The following is a 16,754-nucleotide window of genomic DNA, read 5'->3' on the forward strand; positions in this document are numbered from 1 at the left end:
CCCGGACGGCCGGACGCCGCGGGCAATCGCATGACCCGTCCCGGCCGACGTGCGCTGACCTGCGGATCTGCTCTCGCGACGGGTCACCCGAACGCCACGGCCTACCGCAACGGCCTCCGCGCCCGCCGGGGGACTTCACCCACGCACCGACGGGCAGGCCGCCAGGTGGTCGTCGACGAGCCCGCACGCCTGCATCGCCGCGTACGCCGTCGTCGGTCCGACGAACCGGAAGCCGAGCGACTTGAGCTCGCGCGCGAGCGCGCGGGACTCGGGCGTCACCGCGGGCACGTCCGCCCACGACGCGGGGCGCACGTGCTGCGTCCGGTCCGGCGCGAACGACCAGAAGAGCGCGTCGAGCGTGCGGCCCGCCGCGTGCAGCGCGAGCAGTGCGCGCGCGTTCGCCACGGTCGCCTCGATCTTCTGCCTGTTGCGCACGATGCCCGTGTCCGCCAGCAGCCGTTCGACGTCGTGCTTGTCGTACCCGGCGACGACCTGCGGGTCGAACCCCGCGAACGCGGCCCGGAACGACTCACGCTTGCGCAGCACCGTGATCCACGACAGCCCCGACTGGAACCCCTCGAGCGCGATCCGCTCGAACAACGCCTCCTCGCCGTGCACCGGCACGCCCCACTCCTCGTCGTGGTAGCGCTCGTACAGCGGGTCCCCGTCCCCGAAGCACCGCCCGGTCACGGGCGCCGGAGCGGTCGCGGCCGCCAGCGGGGTGTCGACCGTCACGGTGTCGTCCATGCGGTCGAGTCTGCCGTCTCCCGCCCACGCGCGGCAGACCCCGCGCGCCCCCTGTGGACGACAGGTCGTCAGCCGAACCCCCCGTTCCCGCCGTCGGCCCGGCCCCGCTCCCAGACCCCGACGTCGTGGTTGCTACGGCTCAGACGCGCCGTTCCCGGAGCATCCGCGGGGGCGGCGACCGGCCACCTCGGCCTTTCACGGTGGAGGCTGACGTCAGAGTCTCGCAGGGAAAGGTGCCTTGACCTGAACATCAGACGTACGTTTTGCCACGGCATGCGATGGAGCTCCGCTATGGTGCGATTCGAGTGCCTCGCCGGGGCGAGGCGCATAAGCAGGGGAAAGAGTCTCGCAATGCATCGACAACTAGCCGTCCTAGGAGTCTGTCTGCTCACTGTGATAGTAGGGGGCTGTTCCGGCTCGAGTTCTGACGGCGATTGCGTGGCTCCGGTGCTCGCCGTGTCGCAGAGCACGGTCTCTCCGGGCGACGAGATCACGCTGACGGGGTCGTACTTCACCGTCGGCTGCAACGACGCCGGCGAGGACGCACCCGAGCCCAGCCCGACAACCGCACCCGTGCTGTGGGCACAGGAAGCCGCCCCGGGCGCGACCGTTGCCGAAGCGTCGATCGACGAGGACGGCGAGCTCACGTCGACGATCGTGGTGCCCGCCGACGCCGCTGCAGGCGACGCCACGGTCTCCGTGTCCCTCGACGGTGCCACGACGGCGGAAGTCTCCGTGAGCGTGGCGGAGTGAGCCGGGCGAAGACGCTTGCGGCACACCGCCTCGTCACGGTTGTCGCCGTGGGGGCAACGGGCGCGCCAGCGATGTCTGCTGATTCGTCTGCTGCCGCCCCGTGCGCGGGCTTGTCCGGCCCCCTGCTACTTGCCTCGACCCAGGAGATCGCGATTGCCGACGTCGCGCGGTGCGGTCTTGTCGGAGCCGAGGTCCGTGCCGGGCTAGTCGCTGTCGAGATCCCCTAGCCAGGAAACACGATTACCGCGGCGGCAAGCACTGACGACGGTGACTACGCGGTCACTGTCGCGGTGGACCCGAACGGTGACGCCACGATCTCGTCCGTGGCGCCGCAGAAGTCCCTCGGCCTGCTCGCCGAACCCGACGTGGAGCTCGGCGACGAGGGCACGTCGGCCCTGCAGAACCGGTGCACAGACAACCGCAACGCGCTGTTCGGCCACAAGTGGTTCAAGGACTTCAACTACTGGGTCAACGACACCGAGAACCAAGGGATAACCACAAGGAACAGCAATGTCAATGGACCCGAGGGCAAGTGCGCAAAGTCAGGCGATGGAAAGAACGTCGTCGACTTCGGAGTGCTCCCGTCCGGACTGAATGGCATCTCATGCACCAGAGACAGTTGGCGGGTGGGGCTCGACATCGCTCAAGAGTCGGACGTCCGGATCAACAAGCAATCAGGACGCTGGACCACGACGAGCAGCGGGTGCAAGGGCAAGATCGACCTCCGCGGTGTGGTGAACCACGAGCTGGGGCACACCATGGGGCTGGCCCATGTCGGAAACGGCGACTCCGCACTCGTCATGAGCACCAAGCGCCCGGCCTGCACGTTCGACCGTCGAACTCTCGGTAAGGGCGACGTCACCGGCCTGAAGCGCTTGTACGGCTAGGCCCTGTCTCCGTTGTTACGTCACCATGTGATGCATGCGGCCGGGACGACGGCGGTGCGGTAGGGGATCGCGGGCTTGTCGTCACGGGTGACCAGCCGGCGCTGCTGCTTGGTCCGGGGCGAAGTGGCGTTCCAGGACTTCTAGGGGACGACGACCTTGATGCCCTGCGCGTGCATCGACCGGCGGTAGGCGCCGGCCGATGCACGCCCTGTCCGCGATCACCGCGTCCAGCTCCGATCGGCAGGCTCTCGTGATCCGCTGGGGTCAGGTCAGGGTGGTGAGCTGTTTGCGGACGCGCTGGGCCGAGATCGGGGTCGGGGTGCCGAGCTGCTGCGCGAACAGGCTCACGCGCAGCTCCTCGAGCTGCCAGCGGACCATCGCGACCTGCGCGCGGTCCGCCCCGGACGCAGCCGCGAGCGCGTTCTCCAGGTCGTGCACCTGCCACGCCAGGTCGGCGTCGCGCGCGGGGTTCTCGGCCGCCTTGCCCAGCCGGTACCGCGCAGCACGCAGGTAGCGCACCAGGTGCATCAGGCGGTCCGTGCCGGTCTCGACGACGAACCCCGCGTGGACCAGCCGCGCGGCCTGCTCGCGCACGTCGGACGCGGTGGCCAGCAGCGCGAGGCTCGAGGTCCCCTTGAGCTCGACCTCGAGCTCGCGCCACGCGGTGAGCACCTGGACGAGCACGCCGACGAGCGCGTGCACCCGGTCCTCGAGCCGGTCGCGCAGGAACGCGCGTAGCGCGGCGTAGTCCTCGGGCGTCCGGATGTCCGCGGGGGTGCGGCCCGCCTCGGCGGGGCGTGTGCGCAGGTGCTCGTCGACGAGCGCGTCGACCGCGGCGAGCTGCACGTCCTCGACGAGCGCCTCGCGGCTCGGGTACGGGTTGGCGGCCAGCGCGAGCGCCTGGGCACCCGTCCAGCGGGACGTCACGCGGGCCGGGGCGAGCCCGACGTCGAGCAGCAGCAGCCGGCGCAGGCCTGCGCGCGCGGCTGCGGGGCGCGCGGACGCGTCGGCGAGCGTGCGCACCGAGACGCTCGTGCGCTCGTCGACCAGGGTCGGGTAGGCGCGCACGACGGTCGCGCCCGAGCGCACCTCGACGACCTCGGGGAGCGTGAGGTCGGCGGGCCACGTCGTCAGGCCCGCGCGCGACACGGACTCGGCGACCGGCCCCGACGAGCCGTCCCTCGCGTGCCGCGACTCGGAGGCACCCGCGTCCGACGAGCGGGCATCGCCGCGGTCCGGGCGCGCGCGCGGACCAGGCCGCGCGGGCTCGTCGGCCGCCAGCCCCGCCTCCCGCATGGCCTGCCGCAGCGCGGCCTTCACGGCGGTGTCGACCGCGTCCTGCGCGCGGTCCGCGAGCCGGTGCTGCAGCGCCGCGAGGTCCTTGCCCTCGTCGACCACTCCGCCACGGTCCCCGACCACGCGGAACGTCATGCGCAGGTGCGCGGGCAGGCGGTCGTCGTCGAACGCGTCGGCGGGGACGTCCACGTCGCGCACGGCCCGGACGGCGGAGCGGAACGCGTCGTGGAACGACGGCGCGGCGTCGCCCGCGCGCACGGTGTCGGCCCAGGTCGCGGTGTTCTCGCGCAGCCAGGCGGCCACCGCGCGGCCGACGTCGGGTGCGGGGACGAGCTGCACGCGCACTGGCTTGGGCAGCGCGCGGATCGTCGCGACGACGAGCTCGTCGAGCAGCCCCGGCACCATCCAGCCGAAGCCGTCGGGCGTCAGGCGCGGCAGCTGGGGGAGCGGGATGTGCACGGTGACGCCGTCGGCCTCGGTGCCGGGCTCGAACTGGTAGGTCAGCGGGAGGGACAGATCGCCCTGCGGCCAGCGCGACGGGAACGAGGACTCGTCGATCGCGTCCGCGTCGGACGAGACGAGCAGCTCGCGCGAGTACGTCAGCAGGTCGGGGTCGCGGCGCCGCGCGGTCTTCCACCACTGGTCGAAGTGCCGGGCGGAGACGACGTCCGCGGGGACCCGCTCGTCGTAGAAGTCGAACAGGGCGTCCTCGTCGGCCAGCAGGTCCGCGCGGCGGGCGCGCGCCGCGAGCTCGGAAGCCTCCGCGAGCAGACGGCGGTTCTCGTGGAAGAACTGGTGGTGCGTGGTCCACTCACCCTGCACGAGCGCGTGCCGGACGAACAGCTCGCGCGCGGCCTCGGGGTCGACCTTCGCGTACAGCACGCGCCGCCCCGCGACGACCGGCAGCCCGTAGAGCAGGACGCGTTCGGTGCACATGGCCGCGCCCTGCTTCGTGGACCAGGCGGGGTCGGAGTACGTGCGCTTGACGAGGTGCGCGCCCAGCTCCTCGGCCCACGCGGGGTCGATGCGCGCGGTGTCGCGCGCCCACAGTCGGGACGTCTCGACGAGCTCGGCGGCCATGACCCACGCGGGCGGCTTCCGGGCGAGCCCCGAGCCGGGGAAGATCGCGAACCGCGCGCCGCGCGCGCCGAGGTACTCGTTGCGCCCGCGCCGGTCGGGCCGCGCCGGGCGCTTGTCCCCCCGACGAGCGGGCGCGGCGACCTCGGTGGCCTCCTGCATCCCCACGTGCGACAGCAGCCCGGACAGCACGCAGCGGTGGATCGCGTCGGCGTCCCAGTCGCGGCGCAGCTCGCCGCGCCGCGGGCCGCCGGCACCCGCACCCTCGTCGGGACCGTCCGCGAGCGCGGGCCACCCGCCCTCCGCACCGCCGCCGGACGCCTCGTCGGGACCGCGACGGCGCCCCGCGGGCAGACCCTTGGCGAGGTCCCGCAGCTGGGTGACGACGTCCTGCCACTCGCGGACCCGCAGGTAGTTCAGGTGCTCGGCGCGGCACGCGCGGCGGAACGCGTTGCCGGACAGCTCGCGCCGCTGCTCGCGCAGGTAGGCCCACAGGTTCAGGTAGGACAGCAGGTCGGAGGTGGGGTCGGCGAACCGCGCGTGCAGCGCGTCGGCCTTCTCGCGCTCCTCGGCGGGACGCTCGCGCGGGTCCTGGATGGACAGCGCGGCCGCGACGACGACGACCTCGCGCAGCACCCCGTGGCGCGAGGCCTCGACCACCATGCGGGCGAGCCGCGGGTCGACCGGGAGCTGCGCGAGCGCACGCCCCGTCTCGGTGAGCCGGGTCCCGTCCGGCCCGGTCTCGATCGCGCCGAGCTCGGTGAGCAGCTGCACGCCGTCGCGCACCGCGCGCACGTCGGGCGGGTCGACGAACGGGAAGTCGACCACGTCCTGCGGCGAGGCCGCGACGCCCACGGCGATCATCTGCAGGATCACCGACGCGAGCGACGTGCGCAGGATCTCCGGCTCGGTGAACCGGTCGCGTCGCTCGAAGTCGTCCTGCGAGTACAGGCGGATCGCGATGCCGTCGGCCACGCGGCCGCACCGCCCCGAGCGCTGGTTGGCGGACGCCTGGCTGATCGGCTCGATCGGCAGCCGCTGCACCTTCGTCGCCTTCGACCACCGGCTGATGCGCGCCGTACCCGGGTCGACGACGTACCGGATGCCCGGCACGGTCAGCGACGTCTCCGCGACGTTCGTCGCGAGCACGATGCGCCGCCCGGGGTGCGACGAGAACACGCGGTGCTGCTCGGCGGCCGACAGGCGCGAGTACAGCGGCAGCAGCTCGACCGCCTGCGGGTGGCGCGGGTCGGTCACGCGCGTGCCGAACGACGCGCGCAGCGCGTCCGTCGCGTCGCGGATCTCACGCTCCCCGGACAGGAACACGAGCACGTCGCCGGGTCCCTCGGCGCACAGCTCGTCGACCGCCTCCGTGATGCCGGTCATGAGGTCGCGCTCCCGCACGGGCGGGCGGGCCGGGGGCGGTGTGCGGCGCGGCGGCGCGTCGTCGTCGAGCTCGTCGTCCTGCACGCCCAGCGCGTCGGGCGACAACGGCCGGTACCGGATCTCGACGGGGTAGGTGCGGCCGGTGACCTCGACCACCGGCGCGGGGACACCGTCGGGGTGCTCGGGGGTGGGGGCGCTCGCGAAGTGCCGGGCGAAGCGGTGGGAGTCGATCGTCGCGGACGTGATGACGAGCTTGAGGTCCGGGCGGCGCGGCAGCAGGCGCGTGAGGTAGCCGAGCAGGAAGTCGATGTTGAGGGACCGCTCGTGCGCCTCGTCGATGATGAGCGTGTCGTACTGCCGCAGCAGCGGGTCGCGCTGGATCGCCGCGAGCAGGATCCCGTCCGTCATGACCTTCACGAGCGTGTGCTCGCTGGAGGTGTCAGTGAACCGCACCTGGTACCCGACGAGCTCGCCGAGCGGCGTGCCGATCTCCTGCGCGATGCGCTCCGCGACCGACCGTGCCGCGATGCGCCGAGGCTGCGTGTGGCCGATCTGCCCCGCCCGGCCCCGGCCGAGCTCGAGCGCGATCTTGGGCAGCTGCGTCGTCTTGCCCGACCCGGTCTCACCGGCGACGACGACGACCTGGTGGTCCCGGATGGCGGCCGCGATGTCCGCCCGCCGCGCGCTGACCGGCAGCTCCGGGGGGTAGGTGATCGGCGGCAGCACCGCCTCCTCGCGCGCCGCGGCCGCTCGAGCGCGCCGGGCCTCGCCGTTCGGCTCAGGGCGACGGCGGCGCTGGCGGCGCTCGTCGCGCTGGTCGGTGGTCACGGCGTCCCATCCTCCCAGGTCCGCCCGCGGGGTGGCGCGCTCATTCCGGACGCAGGTCGGGGCCTCAGCGTCCGGACGCGTCCTGCGTGACGTCCGCGACCGTCGCGTCGAGCGCGGTGACCAGGGCGTCGCCGTCGACGGTCGCGGCGACCCCGTGCGCGCCCGCCCCGATCGACACCCGCCGCCCGAGCACGCGCTCGTCGGCGACCACGGGCCACGCCGTGAGCGAGCCGAACGGCGTGATCGTCCCCCGCTCGTACCCGGTCACGTCCAACGCGGTGCCGGCGTCCGGCAGCGACAGCCGGGACACGCCGAGCAGGGCGCGCAGCTTCGGCCACGAGATCGCGCGGTCGCCCGTGACGAGCACGAACAGGTAGTCGTCGTCGCCGCGCCGCACGACGAGCGACTTCACGACGTCCGCCGGTGTGACGCCGCGCGCCGCGGCCGCCTCCTCGAGCGAGCCGACGCGGCCGTGCCGCGTCACGACGAAGTCGAGCCCCGACGCCTCGAGCGCGGCGGTCGCGCGCCGCTCACCGTCCACCGATCCCATGGCCCCACCTCACCACACGACGCCGGGACGCGGCGACGGGGGCCGCGACGCTCGGTCGCGACCCCCGTCGGGTCGTGCGGGCACCCGTGGGGTGCCGTGCGGTCAGGTCACAGCGTGGGGGCCGTGCCCGGGACCGGGATCGAGACGGGCGCGCGGCCCTTCTTCGGCGTCAGCGACAGCGACTCGTACGACTCGAGCTTCTGGGCGAAGGGCTGCGCCCCGACACATCTGCGCGTCGCACCCTTGACGGCCTTGCCCGTCAGCAGGTAGTTCGTGATCGCGTTGTCGACGCACGTCGACGAGCCGAACGCGGTGTGACCCCAGCTGTTGCTCGAGATGAACGACGAGTTCGGCAGGAGCGCCGCCGCGGCCTTGGCACCGTTGTAGTTGGTCGCCGGGTCCCACCAGTTGCCGACGACGAGCACCGGCGCGGACGTCACGTGGTCGAACGTGCCGCGGTAGGCGTCCTCGTCCTTGGCGGTCCAGGTCCGCGACGCGCACGGCGCCGAGGCCCAGGTCCACATCTGGCCGAACGCGTTACCGGTCTTGGCGGCCGTGGTGCCCGCCGCGACCCAGCTCGCCGCGTTGCCCGGGTTCAGGCTGTCGGTGCACATGACCGACTGGTACGCCTCCGGCCCGTTGTCGTACGGGAACGCGAAGCCGGGGACCTTGGCGGCCAGCTCCTGCTTCGCCGCGTCCTGCGCTGCGGAGAGCTGCTTGTACTCCTTCATGCGGGACGTGAGCTTCTTCGCCGCCGCGTTCCACTGCTTGCGCTCGGCGGCGCTCGTCGGCGTCTCCTGCAGCTCCATGAACATGTCGAGGTCCATGTCGACCCACGCGGCCGCCTCGAGCTGGTACAGGTCCGACATCAGGAACGACATCACGAGGCCGTAGTCCACCTCGAACGACTCGTCGATGACGATCGGATTCGCCTTGATCGCCTTCGCGAACTTGTCGAACTTCCTCGCCGGGTTCGAGCTGCGCTTGGCGAGGTAGCAGTAGTCGGGGCCCTTCTGCCCGCACCGCGTGAGGATCGACCGCAGGGCCTTCCACGCACCGTCGCCCGACGCGATGCGCTGCGTCTGCGGGGTGCTCTGGTTCGCCGCGGTACCGGCCCAGCCCTCGGGGTCGAGGACGCCGTCGATCACGATGGCGCGGACGCGGTCCGGGAAGATGTTCGCGTACACGTTGCCGAGGTAGCTGCCGTAGGAGAAGCCCAGGTAGGTGAGCTTCGAGTCGCCGAGGGTGCGGCGGATCACGTCCATGTCACGCGCGACGTTCGCGGTGGACATCGACGCCGACATCGGCTTGCCGAGCGTGGAGCAGGCCTGGCCGTACTTCTTCGCGGAGTTCACGAAGTCGGTGCGCTGCGCGGTCGTCCGCGGGTAGGCGGCCTCCCACGTGGGCAGCAGCGTGTCGGTCTGCTCGCCGATGTTGCGGAAGCAGGCGACGTTGTCCGAGAAGTTCGTGCCGCGGGGGTCGATGCCCACCAGGTCGAACCGCTGGACGATGTCCTTCGGCAGGAAGTACGGGGCGCTGATCGCGATGTTCACGCCCGAGCCGCCGGGGCCGCCCGGGTTGAGGAACAGCGTGCCGAGCTTGGCGGTCGGCTTCGTCGCGGGGACGCGGACGAGCGCGACGCTCGTCGTCGGCCCCTCGGGCTCGTCGTAGTCGAGCGGGAGATCGACGGTGCCGCACTGCACACCCTTGTCGACGACGTTGGAACAGTCGAACCAGTCGATGTCCGCGACGACGGAGTCGACGCGGGCCGCCTCGGCCGGGTCGGTCTGGTCGGGGACGGTCACGGCGTCCGGCGTGGCGGCGGTGGGCTCGGCGGCCTGGGCCGCGGTCGTGGATCCTGCGAGGGCGACCGCAACGACGAGCGCCGCGAACGCGGACACACGAGGTCGAGTGTGCATACGAGAAAACCCCCTGTCTGGGTCGTGCGCCGCCCCTGGCCCGGTCGACCTGGATTCCCGCGGCACGCAGGGCACACCTTGCCGAAGCAAGGGTCGCCGTGAGGTCCCCCTGGGGGATGAACTTCGCGAACGGTTCGACCCGACGAATCCTCCCAGAGGCCGACAACCTCCTGCGCGCGAGCGGATGTGCAGGTCGGACGCGCGCGCCGACCTCGCCCTGGGGGTGGGGACCGCGGTGCGTCCGCCCGGGGGCGAAAACGTGCGGCCGCGTCCCCGGCCTGTCCCCGCGGGAGTGTCGGCGGCGGCGGATACGGTCCGGGACATGCGGATCCTGCACACCTCCGACTGGCACCTGGGCCGGTCGCTGCACGGGGTCGACCTGCTCGACCACCAGGCGGCGTACCTGGACCACCTGGTCGACGTGGTGCGCTCCGAGGCCGTCGACGCGGTCGTCGTCGCGGGGGACGTGTACGACCGTGCGATCCCGCCCGTGGAGGCCGTGACGCTGCTGTCCGAGACGCTCGCCCGGCTCGCCGGCTCCACGACCGTGGTCCTCACCTCCGGCAACCACGACTCCGCGACGCGCCTGGGGTTCGGTGCCGCGCTGATGCGCGAGCGCGTGCAGCTGCGCACCCGCGTCGCGTCGCTCGCCCGCCCCGTCGAGGTGGTCGACGACGAGGGGCGTGCGCTGCTCGTGTACGGGTTGCCGTACCTCGACCCGGACTCGGTCCGCACCGAGCTGGCCGAGCCGGGTGCGGCGCCCCTCGCGCGCTCGCACGAGGCCGTCACCGCCGCCGCGATGGCGCGCGTGCGCGCCGACCTGGCCGCGCGTCCGCCGGGATCCGTGCGGCCGCGCAGCGTGGTGGCCGCGCACGCGTTCGTCGTCGGCGGGGTCGCGAGCGAGTCCGAGCGGGACATCCGGGTGGGCGGGGTCGACCACGTCCCGTCGCACGTCCTGGGCGGTGTGGACTACGTCGCGCTCGGGCACCTGCACGGGCCGCAGGTGGTGACCGGGCCCGCGGGGACGACGATGCGCTACAGCGGCTCGCCGCTGGCGTACTCGTTCTCCGAGCAGCGGCACACCAAGTCGAGCGTGCTCGTCGACCTGTCGTCCGACGAGGTGCGCACCGAGCTGGTGCCCGCACCCGTGCCGCGGCGGCTCGCGGACGTCACCGGCGAGCTCGCGGACCTGCTGGGCGCCGCGGGAGAGCCGCACGTGGGCGACTGGGTGCGGGTCGTCGTGACCGACGAGCGACGGCCCGACGACCTGTACGCGCGGGTGCGCGCCCGGTTCCCGCACGCGCTCGTCGTGCAGCACCGGCCCCCGCAGACCTCGCAGGGCGCCGTGCTGCGGGCGGTGACGGCCGCGGCCGACCCGGTGGAGGTCGCGTGCGACTTCGTGGCGCACGTGAGCGGCGCGCGCCCGGACGCCGACGAGCTCGCGGTGCTGCGCGCCGCGTACGAGCACGCGGCCGCCGCGGAGCGGAGCGCCTGATGCGTCTGCTGTCGTTGACCCTGCAGGCCGTCGGGCCGTTCGCGGACCGGCACACCGTGGACTTCGCGGCGCTCGGCTCGTCGGGGCTGTTCCTGCTCGAGGGCCCGACGGGTGCGGGCAAGTCGACCCTCATCGACGCGGTCGTGTTCGCGCTGTACGGCAAGGTCGCCTCCGCCGACGCGAGCGGTGACCGGGTGCGCTCGGCGTACGCGGACGACGACACCGAGACGTTCGTCGACCTCGTCTTCGAGGTCGCGGCCGGGCGGTACCGGGTGCGCCGGACCCCCGCGTTCGACCGCGCCAAGCGGCGCGGCACCGGCACCGTGCGGCAGCAGGCGTCGGTGCGGCTGTGGCGGCTGACGGGGGACAGCGGTGCGGCCGGGGTCAACGACGAGCCCGCGGGCGAGATGCTCTCGACCCGGCTCGACGAGGTGGGCGCCGAGATCCAGCGGCTCGTCGGGCTGGACCGGGCGCAGTTCGTCCAGACGATCGTGCTGCCGCAGGGCGAGTTCGCGCGGTTCCTGCGCGCGGACCCCGAGGACCGGCGCAGCCTGCTGCAGAAGATCTTCGGCACCGAGGTGTACGAGCGGATGCAGGCGCGGCTCGTCGAGATGCGCCGCGAGGCCGACCGCGCCACGGACGCGACGCGCCGCACCGTGCAGGAGCGTGTCGCGCAGCTCGCGGGTGCCGCGGGGCTGGACGACGAGCTCACGCAGGCGCGCGACGCGGTCACGGGAGTCCTCGCCGGACGCGGGGCCGTGGACGACGCCGAGCGGGCGCTCGCCGTGCCGCTGGCCGCACTCGTGGCGCAGGCCGAGCGTGACCGGGCGGAGGCCGACCAGGCGACGGCCGCGCTCGAGGCCGCGCGCACCGCGGCGGAGGCCGGGCGGCGCACCGTGCGGCTCGCCGAGCAGCGCGACCGGCTGCGCGCCGAGCTCGCGGCGCTGGTCGGGGCGCAGGACGCGCAGCGGGAGGCGGCCCGCCGGCTGGCGTCGGCCCGGGCCGCGCGCGCCGTGCGGCCCCTGCTGCGGGCGGTCGGGCTCGCGTCGTCGGCGTGGGACGCCGCGGCGAAGGCGTTCGTCGCCGCGCGGGACGTCGCACCGACGGGCCTCGCGGGGCTCGTCGACGGCGGCGACCCGGTGCCCGGGGCGGACGGCCCCGGCGTCGAGCGGCTCGTGGCCGCGCACGACGAGGCCGTGCGCACGGCAGCAGGGCTCGAGCGGGACGTGGCGACCGAGGCGTCGCTGCAGGCGCTGCGCGCGTCCGTGACGCAGGCGCGCGGCGCTGTCGAGGACCGCGAGACGGAGATCGCCGCGCACGACGCGTGGCTCGCCCAGCGCCCTACCGAGGCGGCGGCCCTCGCCGAGGCGCTCGCCGCGGCGCGCGCGCAGGGCACGTCCGAGGCGGACGCGGCGGTCGCGGTCGAGGCCGCGCGGCTGCGCGCGCAGGCCCACGAGCAGCTCGCGGCGCTGCTGGTCCGCGAGGAGACGGCTCAGGCGCAGGTCGCGCACGCCGGGCGCGGCGCGCAGGTGGCCGTGCACGCGGCGGCGAGCGCGCGGCTCGCGCGCATCGCCGGGCTCGCGGGCGAGCTCGCGGACGCCCTGGTCCCGGGCGAGGACTGCCCGGTGTGCGGCAGCGCCGAGCACCCGCGGCCCGCCGCACTGGGCGCGGACCACGTGACGGCCGACGAGGTCGCCGCAGCGGAGGCCGACGCGCGGCAGGCCGAGGCGGCGCTCGTCGCCGCGCGGGAGGTGCTCGTGCGCGTCCAGGCGGAGGCAGCGGCCGCACGCGAGGCGACCGACGGCACCACGCCGGACGAGGCGCGGGACGCGCTGGTGCGGGCCGGCCGCGCCCTCGACGAGGCGCGTGCGGCCGTCGTCGAGGCCGACCGGCTCGCCGCACGGCTCGCGGCCCACGACGAGGAGACCGAGGTCCGCCGCCGCGCACGGGCGCTCGCGGTCGCCGGGCGGGACAGCGCCGCGGTGCTGGTGGACGTGCGGACCGGCGAGCTCGCCGCGGCGGAGGCCGGGGTCGCGCTCGCGCGGGGCGAGCACCCGACCGTCGCCGCGCGGCACGCGGCCCTCGTCGAGCGGGCCGCCACGGCGGCGGACCTGCGCCGGGCTCTCGAGGCCGTCGCCACCACCGGCGGGGACCTCGTGCGCCGCACGCGTGAGCTCGAGTCCGCGCTCGCCGAGCACGGTTTCGCGGACGCCGACGCGGCCCGCGCCGCCGACCTGGCGGACGACCAGGCCGACGCGCTGGACCGGCTGGTCCGGCAGCACGAGGCCGCACTCGCCCGCGTGCGGACGGGCCTCGCCGAGCTCGCCGACGAGCCGCTGCTCGCGGACGTGGCCGAGGGCACGGTCCCGGACGTCGAGCCGGTGCTGCAGGCCGAGCGGGCCGCCGCCGAGGTCGCCCAGGTGGCCACCGCGCGCGCCGGGGTCTCCGCCTCCCGCGCCGAGGCCGCGCAGCACGCCGCGCACGGCGTGCTCGCCGCGCTCGCCGAGCACGTGCGGTGCCTCGGCGACGCCGCACCGGTGCTGCGGCTCGCGGGGCTCGCGTCGGGCACGGGATCGGACAACGACCACGCGCTGTCGCTCGCCACGTACGTGCTCGTCCGGCGGTTCGAGGACGTCGTCGCCGCGGCCAACGCGCGGCTCGGTGCGATGTCCGACGGTCGGTACGAGCTCGTGCGCAGCGACGCCAAGGAGGACGTGAGCTCGCGCCGCCGCGGCCTCGCGATGCGCGTGCTCGACCACCACACCGAGCAGCAGCGCGACCCGCGGACCCTGTCCGGCGGCGAGACGTTCTACGTGTCGTTGTGCCTCGCGCTCGGCATGGCGGACGTGGTCACGGCCGAGGCGGGCGGCATCGACCTGGGCACGCTGTTCGTCGACGAGGGGTTCGGCTCGCTCGACCCGCACACGCTCGACCAGGTGCTCGCCGAGCTCGACCGGCTGCGGGCGGGCGGGCGGGTCGTCGGCGTGGTGTCGCACGTCGACGCGCTCAAGCAGACCATCGCGGACCGCGTCGAGGTGCGGCGCACCGCCACCGGGCCCAGCACCCTCACCGTCCGGGCGGGCTGACCGGCCGCCCGGGGGCTCACCACGACCAGCCGCGCGACGTGAGCTCGACCTCCTCGCGGAAGCGTTCGGCCGGGTCGCCGAGCGGGCTCTCCTCGACCTGGACACCGGCGAGCGTGCACGCCTTCGCCAGCAGCTGGTCGTACGCGAGCTGCGAGGCGATGATCCGCTCCGCCCGCGCGTACCCCCGCGTGTCGAGCTCGAGCCGGCGCACGTGGTCCGCGACCTTCGTCAGGCGGTCCTGCACCCACAGCGCGTCGAACGGGTCGGCGGGCGGCTCGAGCGGCTCCGGCCGGCGCAGGGCCCGAGCCCACCGCTCGAACACCCGGGCCAGGGCCGTGCGCCATCGCGGCGGCTCGTCCTCCCCGGGGAACAGCGACATCATCGTCCCGAAGAGGACCGCCGGGAGCAGAACGCTGATCAGCAGCAGAACCCACATCATCGGGCGTCCTTCGTCATGGTCCTTCGGCATCCAGGCTAGGTGCGGGACGTGACGCGCGCCACACAAATCACGCGCCTGGCCGCGGGGGGCCCACAGCGTGTGTCAGGGGGCCGCAGGGTCTGCGCCCGGCGCGCGAAGACGCTGGTGACAGGCGCGGTGGGCGGTCCGAGCGAGATGCCCGACGTCCGCCCGCCCCCGCCGTGACCCGACGGGACGCGCGGCGTCCGCGGGCGAGCACCGCCGGGCGGGTTGCCGGGGACTGCACCTAGCGTGGAGCGCATGCGTGCGAGACGGAGGGCCCGGTGGGCGGTCGCGGTGGTCGGCCTGCTCGTCGTGGTCCTCGCGCTCGTCGTGGTCGACCGCATCGCTGCCGCACGCGTGGAGCAGGCGGTCGCCGACGGGTTCACCGCGCGCGTCGAGGACCCCGTGGGGGAGCCCCGCGTCGAGGTCGGCGGGTTCCCCGTGCTCACCCAGCTCGCCGCGGGTCGGATCGACGACGTCGACATCCGGCTCGACGGTGCGACGCTCGGCGGCGTCGCGATGACGGACCTGGCCATCGCCGCGCGCGGGGTGCCCACCACCGGCCCGCAGCGGATGGACCACGTCGACGTGCACGCGATCGTCCCGGCCGCGTCCGTGCAGGACCTCGTCACGCAGCGCACCGAGCTCGACGTCGAGGTCGGCGTCCAGGGGGACGAGCTCGAGCTGCGGGGCACGGCGCTGGGGCTGCCGCTCGTCGCGACGCTCACGCCGCGCGTGGTCGACGGCAGGCTGCTCGTCGACCTCGGGAGCGTGTCGGTCGGCGGCGTCGAGCTCGACCCGACGCTGCTGCCGCAGGACGTGTCGGGCCGGCTCACGGGCCTCGAGGTCCCGCTCGAGGGCCTCCCCGAGGGGCTCGTGCTGACCGACGCCGTCGTCGACCCCGCCGGCCTGCGCATCACCGCCTCCGGCACCGACGTCACGATCCCCCCACCCTCCCTGACCCTCCATTCCTGACCCCCTGACCCTCCATTCCTGACCCGCTGACTCCCTGTCCCCTGACCCCGCCCTTCCTCCGGCTCCGACGCCCGATACCGCGAGCCATGACGGTCTCGTCAAAGGCATCCCGCGCGACCCCGCGGTTGCTCCGGGTATGGGACCGGACACCGCGAGCAATGACGGTCTCGTCGATGGGATCCCGCGCGAGCCCGGGGTTGTTCCGAGTATGGGGCTGGATTCCGCGAGCGATGACGGTCTCGTCGGCGGGGGTCGCGAGCCCGTGGTTGCTCCGGGTCTCGGGTCGGATTGCGCGAGCGATGGCGGTCCCGTCGCCGGCACCCGCGCGACCCCGGGGTTGCTCCGGGTATGGAACTGGATACCGCGAGCGATGGCGGTCTCGTCGGCGGGGGCCGAGCCCGTGGTTGCTCCGGGTCTCGGGTCGGATGGCGCGAGCGATGGCGGTCTCGTCGCTGGGATCCCGAGTGACCCCGTGGTTGCTCGCGGTATGCGGACGGATACCGCGAGCGATGGCGGGGTCGTCGGCGGGAGGTCAGGGGGTGGTGTGGCAGGTGGTGAGGGCTTGGGACAGGGCGTCGCGCTCGGGTGGGGTGACGCGCAGGGCGTAGGCGGACTTCACGCGGATCTGACGCAGCGCGTAGACGCACGCGTAGCCGGGGTCGGGGGGCAGCCAGTCGGACGCGTCGGCGGCGCCCTTGTCCTGGTTGGCCCGACCGTCGACGGCGAGCAGGTTGGCGGGGTCGTTGGCGAACCGCTCGCGCGCGGGCGGGTCCCACGCGTCGGCACCGGCGGCCCACGCGTCGGCGAGCGCGACGACGTGGTCCACCTGCACGTCGGCGGAGCCCGGGCCGCGCCGGAACTCGACGACCTGCGCGGTATACGGGTCGTCGAGCACACCGGTCAGGACGGTGCACCCGTCGGTGTCGAGCCGCACGGCGGTCAGGTCGCGGCGCAGCACGTCGTCGCGCGTGGAACACCCGTTGCGGTCGACGTCCGCCCACGCGGTGCCGAACCGCGCGCGGTCGTACGGGGGGACGTGCCGCGGGGTCCCGACGACGAGCGCGGCGAGCGCCGTGCGGCCGTCGGCGAGGTCCGCGGCGGTGACGGGCCAGCGTGCGGCGGCGCGCTCGCGCAGCACTACGGGCACACCGAGCCCGACGACGAGCGCGAGCACGAGGACCACCGCCCACCCGGTCCACCAGGGCCAGCCACCGCGCACGGGCAGCAGCCTCGCGGTGTGCGGGTGGGCGCGGGCGGCGGGCGCGGCGACCGGTGGAGGACCACGACGACCCGGG

At 74.4% G+C, this 16,754-nt stretch carries 11 protein-coding genes; 5 read left to right on the plus strand and 6 right to left on the minus strand.

All coding sequences use genetic code 11. The features are described 5' to 3' along the window. Positions 1–135: 135 nt before the first annotated feature. Positions 136–747, minus strand: a complete 612-nt coding sequence (locus CBP52_RS14705) for a DNA-3-methyladenine glycosylase I (protein ID WP_232514515.1) — start codon at positions 745–747, stop codon at positions 136–138. A gap of 291 nt (positions 748–1,038) precedes the next feature. On the opposite strand from CBP52_RS14705, the gene CBP52_RS14710 reads away from it, so the two are divergent. Both CBP52_RS14710 and CBP52_RS14720 read left to right on the plus strand, forming a co-directional pair. Beyond that, a complete protein-coding gene (locus CBP52_RS14710; protein WP_157732657.1) occupies positions 1,039–1,500 on the plus strand; it encodes a hypothetical protein in 462 nt (153 codons plus the stop codon). Positions 1,501–1,823: 323 nt separating this feature from the next. Further along, positions 1,824–2,387, plus strand: a complete 564-nt coding sequence (locus CBP52_RS14720) for a matrixin family metalloprotease (RefSeq protein ID WP_157732658.1) — start codon at positions 1,824–1,826, stop codon at positions 2,385–2,387. A gap of 264 nt (positions 2,388–2,651) precedes the next feature. On the opposite strand, the gene hrpA is transcribed toward CBP52_RS14720, so the two are convergent. The 3 genes from hrpA to CBP52_RS14735 all read right to left on the minus strand — a co-directional run bounded on the left by hrpA (position 2,652) and on the right by CBP52_RS14735 (position 9,425). Further along, complete coding sequence (gene hrpA, locus CBP52_RS14725; protein ID WP_369826233.1) at positions 2,652–6,974, minus strand: ATP-dependent RNA helicase HrpA; 4,323 nt, start codon at positions 6,972–6,974, stop codon at positions 2,652–2,654. 64 nt (positions 6,975–7,038) lie between these two features. After that, complete coding sequence (locus CBP52_RS14730) at positions 7,039–7,524, minus strand: aminoacyl-tRNA deacylase (RefSeq protein ID WP_094181587.1); 486 nt, start codon at positions 7,522–7,524, stop codon at positions 7,039–7,041. Between the two features lie 107 nt (positions 7,525–7,631). Continuing rightward, entirely contained in the window at positions 7,632–9,425 is a 1,794-nt protein-coding gene (locus CBP52_RS14735; protein ID WP_232514516.1) for an alpha/beta hydrolase, read from the minus strand. 340 nt (positions 9,426–9,765) lie between these two features. Between CBP52_RS14735 and CBP52_RS14740 the strand changes: the two genes are divergently transcribed. Beyond that, entirely contained in the window at positions 9,766–10,938 is a 1,173-nt protein-coding gene (locus tag CBP52_RS14740) for an exonuclease SbcCD subunit D (RefSeq protein WP_094182420.1), read from the plus strand. Continuing rightward, positions 10,938–14,024 carry an AAA family ATPase gene (locus tag CBP52_RS14745; protein ID WP_094181589.1) on the plus strand — a complete coding sequence of 1,029 codons (3,087 nt, stop codon included), beginning with the start codon at positions 10,938–10,940 and terminating at the stop codon, positions 14,022–14,024. Before CBP52_RS14740 ends, CBP52_RS14745 begins: the two co-directional genes overlap by 1 nt. 16 nt (positions 14,025–14,040) lie before the next feature. Here the strand turns inward: CBP52_RS14745 and CBP52_RS14750 are convergent, their stop codons facing one another. Further along, positions 14,041–14,463: a hypothetical protein gene (locus CBP52_RS14750; protein ID WP_094181590.1), complete on the minus strand. Its 423-nt coding sequence runs from the start codon at positions 14,461–14,463 to the stop codon at positions 14,041–14,043. 279 nt (positions 14,464–14,742) lie between these two features. Between CBP52_RS14750 and CBP52_RS14755 the strand changes: the two genes are divergently transcribed. Then, positions 14,743–15,459 (plus strand): DUF2993 domain-containing protein, encoded by a 717-nt coding sequence (locus tag CBP52_RS14755; RefSeq protein WP_094181591.1) that lies wholly within the window; start codon positions 14,743–14,745, stop codon positions 15,457–15,459. Positions 15,460–15,991: 532 nt separating this feature from the next. Here CBP52_RS14755 and CBP52_RS14760 read toward each other — a convergent pair. Next, entirely contained in the window at positions 15,992–16,678 is a 687-nt protein-coding gene (locus CBP52_RS14760) for an HNH endonuclease family protein (RefSeq protein ID WP_232514517.1), read from the minus strand. Positions 16,679–16,754 lie beyond the last annotated feature (76 nt).

The sequence above is a fragment of the Cellulomonas sp. PSBB021 genome (assembly GCF_002240455.1).
Taxonomy (GTDB): domain Bacteria; phylum Actinomycetota; class Actinomycetes; order Actinomycetales; family Cellulomonadaceae; genus Cellulomonas; species Cellulomonas uda.

Coding starts and splice junctions, on each gene's coding strand:
- CBP52_RS14710 (WP_157732657.1), top strand. CDS start 1,039: ATGGTGCGATTCGAGTGCCTCGCCGGGGCGAGGCGCATAAGCAGGGGA.
- CBP52_RS14730 (WP_094181587.1), bottom strand. CDS start 7,524: ATGGGATCGGTGGACGGTGAGCGGCGCGCGACCGCCGCGCTCGAGGCG.
- CBP52_RS14755 (WP_094181591.1), top strand. CDS start 14,743: ATGCGTGCGAGACGGAGGGCCCGGTGGGCGGTCGCGGTGGTCGGCCTG.
- CBP52_RS14705 (WP_232514515.1), bottom strand. CDS start 747: ATGGACGACACCGTGACGGTCGACACCCCGCTGGCGGCCGCGACCGCT.
- CBP52_RS14750 (WP_094181590.1), bottom strand. CDS start 14,463: ATGATGTGGGTTCTGCTGCTGATCAGCGTTCTGCTCCCGGCGGTCCTC.
- CBP52_RS14745 (WP_094181589.1), top strand. CDS start 10,938: ATGCGTCTGCTGTCGTTGACCCTGCAGGCCGTCGGGCCGTTCGCGGAC.
- CBP52_RS14740 (WP_094182420.1), top strand. CDS start 9,766: ATGCGGATCCTGCACACCTCCGACTGGCACCTGGGCCGGTCGCTGCAC.